3 protein-coding genes are annotated in these 2,580 nt (G+C 60.7%); all 3 read left to right on the top strand.

Features of this window, described 5'->3' with window-relative positions:
- Window positions 1–1,281: preprotein translocase subunit SecY (secY, locus tag Q0S16_RS24405; RefSeq protein ID WP_295854455.1), on the top strand; the 1,281-nt coding region annotated here is incomplete at its 5' end.
- Window positions 1,278–2,201, top strand: a complete 924-nt coding sequence (locus Q0S16_RS24400; RefSeq protein WP_295854450.1) for an adenylate kinase — start codon at window positions 1,278–1,280, stop codon at window positions 2,199–2,201. The genes secY and Q0S16_RS24400, both read left to right, overlap by 4 nt.
- Window positions 2,202–2,383: 182 nt before the next feature.
- Window positions 2,384–2,580: 30S ribosomal protein S13 (gene rpsM, locus Q0S16_RS24395; RefSeq protein ID WP_295854447.1), on the top strand; the 197-nt coding region annotated here is incomplete at its 3' end.

The following is a 2,580-nucleotide window of genomic DNA, read 5'->3' as shown; positions in this document are numbered from 1 at the left end:
GGCAAGGCCGAAGAACTGAAGAAGCGCATCTGGTTCACACTGGGTGCGCTGCTCGTTTACCGGCTCGGCACCTACATTCCGCTGCCCGGCATCGACCCCAATATCTGGGAGCAGGTGTTCCGTTCCCAGGCCGGCGGTATTCTCGGCATGTTCAACATGTTCGCGGGCGGCGGCATTCACCGCATGGCGATCTTTGCGCTGAACATCATGCCGTATATTTCGGCCTCGATCATCATCCAGCTGTTGACCACGGTGTCGCCGCAGCTCGAAGCGCTGAAGAAGGAAGGCGAGGCCGGCCGCAAGACGCTGAACCAGTACACCCGCTATCTCACGGTGATCCTGGCCGCGTTCCAGTCCTACGGCATCGCGGTCGGGCTCGAGGGCGCCGGCAACGTCGTCAGCGATCCCGGCATGTTCTTCCGGCTGTCGACCGCGATCACGCTGACCGGCGGCACCATGTTCCTGATGTGGCTGGGCGAGCAGATCACCTCGCGCGGCATCGGCAACGGCATTTCGCTGATCATCCTGGCTGGCATTGTCGCCGAACTGCCTTCGGCGATCGCCAACATGCTCGAATTGGGACGGCAGGGTGCTTTGTCGACCGGCCTGATCCTGCTGGTGATCATCATGGCTGTGGTCGTGATCGCGTTCATCGTGTTCGTCGAGCGGGCACAGCGCCGGTTGCTGATCCAGTATCCGAAGCGCCAGGTCGGCAACAAGATGTTCGAGGGCCAGTCCTCGCATCTGCCGCTCAAGCTGAATACTTCGGGCGTGATTCCCCCGATCTTCGCGTCCTCCCTGCTGCTGCTGCCGGCGACCGTCGCCAGCTTCAATGCCGGCAAGGGTCCGGAGTGGTTTCAGTGGTTGACCACGCAGCTCGGCCATGGCCGTCCGCTGTTCCTGATCATGTACGTGTCGCTGATCGTGTTCTTCGCGTTCTTCTACACCGCGATCGTGTTCAACCCGACCGAGACCGCGGACAATCTGAAGAAGCATGGCGGCTTCATCCCGGGCATCCGTCCGGGTGAGCGGACCGCCGAATATATCGACTTCGTGCTGTCGCGCATCACGGTGCTCGGCGCGGCCTATCTGGCGATCGTCTGCCTGATCCCGGAAATCCTGATCTCCTATGCCTCGGTGCCGTTCTACTTCGGCGGCACGTCGCTGTTGATCGTGGTCAGCGTCACCATGGACACGGTAGCGCAGGTGCAGGGCTATCTGCTGGCGCACCAGTATGAGGGCCTGATCCGGAAATCGAAGCTGAGGGGCCGGCGCAAATGAGGTTGATTCTTCTCGGGCCGCCGGGGGCGGGCAAGGGAACACAGGCGCATCGGCTGGTAGAGCGTCATCACATTGTTCAACTCTCGACCGGCGACATGTTGCGCGCCGCTGTGGCCGCCGAGACCGAGGTTGGGCTCAAGGCCAAGGACATCATGGCCTCGGGCGGCCTGGTGCCGGACGAGATCGTCATCGGGATCATTTCCGACCGCATCGAGCTTCCCGATGCCGCCAACGGCTTTATCCTCGATGGATTTCCGCGCACCGTGCCGCAGGCCGAGGCGCTCGACAGTCTGCTGAAGTCCAAGGGACTGAAGCTCGACGCCGCGGTCGAGCTGCGCGTCAACGAAAGCGCGCTGCTGAACCGGGTGGAAGCCCGCGTGGCGCAGATGACCGCGCGCGGCGAGACCGTGCGAATCGATGACACGCCGGAAGTGCTGTCGAAGCGTCTGGCGAGCTACCGCACCTCGACCGAACCGCTGGTGCATTATTATTCGGAGAAGCGGAAGCTGGTCACCATCGATGGCATGATGTCCATCGAAGAGGTGACGCTGGAGATCAATCGCGTTCTGGCGGCGATCATGGCGGCTGAAAAGCCGGTCAAGAAGGTTGCCGGCAAGTCGGCAAAGAAGACGTCGGCCAAAAAGGTGACGGCTGTGAAGCCCGAATCGGCCGCGGTCAAAACGGCGAAATTGGCGAAGAAGCCGGCCAAGAAAGCCAAAAAGACAGCTGTGAAGGCGCCGAAGAAGGCCGTGAAGAAATCGGCCAAGAAGCCGGCGAAGGTTGCCAAAAAGGCTACGAAACCGGTTTCCAAGGGTAAAACCGCGAAAACCGGCAAGAAGCCGGCGAAAAAAACCGCCCGCGTGGTCAAGAAGGCGGCAAAGTCTACCGCCAAGGCCACGAAAAAGCCGGCGAAACGCTAGAGTCGGTTGACGGAACGAAGTTGAATACTTTAATAATGCCCGTATCCAGTCGGATGTTGATCCAACGATGCCGGGCCCCCAACAATTCCAAGGGGACGGGCGTCGTCTTCGCGTTTGCGAATACCCGCCCGACAGATTGAAATAATGCCGGCCCGTTAGGGGCTGGTGACAGGAGAGAAGTCTTGGCCCGTATCGCCGGTGTGAACATCCCGACCAACAAGCGCGCATTGATTGCGCTCCAGTACATTCATGGCATCGGCCAGAAGAACGCCGCTGACATCCTGGAGAAGGTGAAGATCCCGTCGGATCGTCGCGTCAACCAGCTCAGCGACGCTGAGGTCCTGCAGATCCGTGAAGTGATCGACCGCGACTATATGGT

The sequence above is a fragment of the Tardiphaga sp. genome, assembly GCF_025356345.1.
GTDB lineage: Bacteria > Pseudomonadota > Alphaproteobacteria > Rhizobiales > Xanthobacteraceae > Tardiphaga.
This window is presented reverse-complemented; position numbering and strand designations above follow the sequence as displayed.

Excerpts from the sequence above, each read along its gene's own strand:
- Q0S16_RS24400 (WP_295854450.1), top strand. The coding sequence starts at position 1,278 with ATGAGGTTGATTCTTCTCGGGCCGCCGGGGGCGGGCAAGGGAACACAG.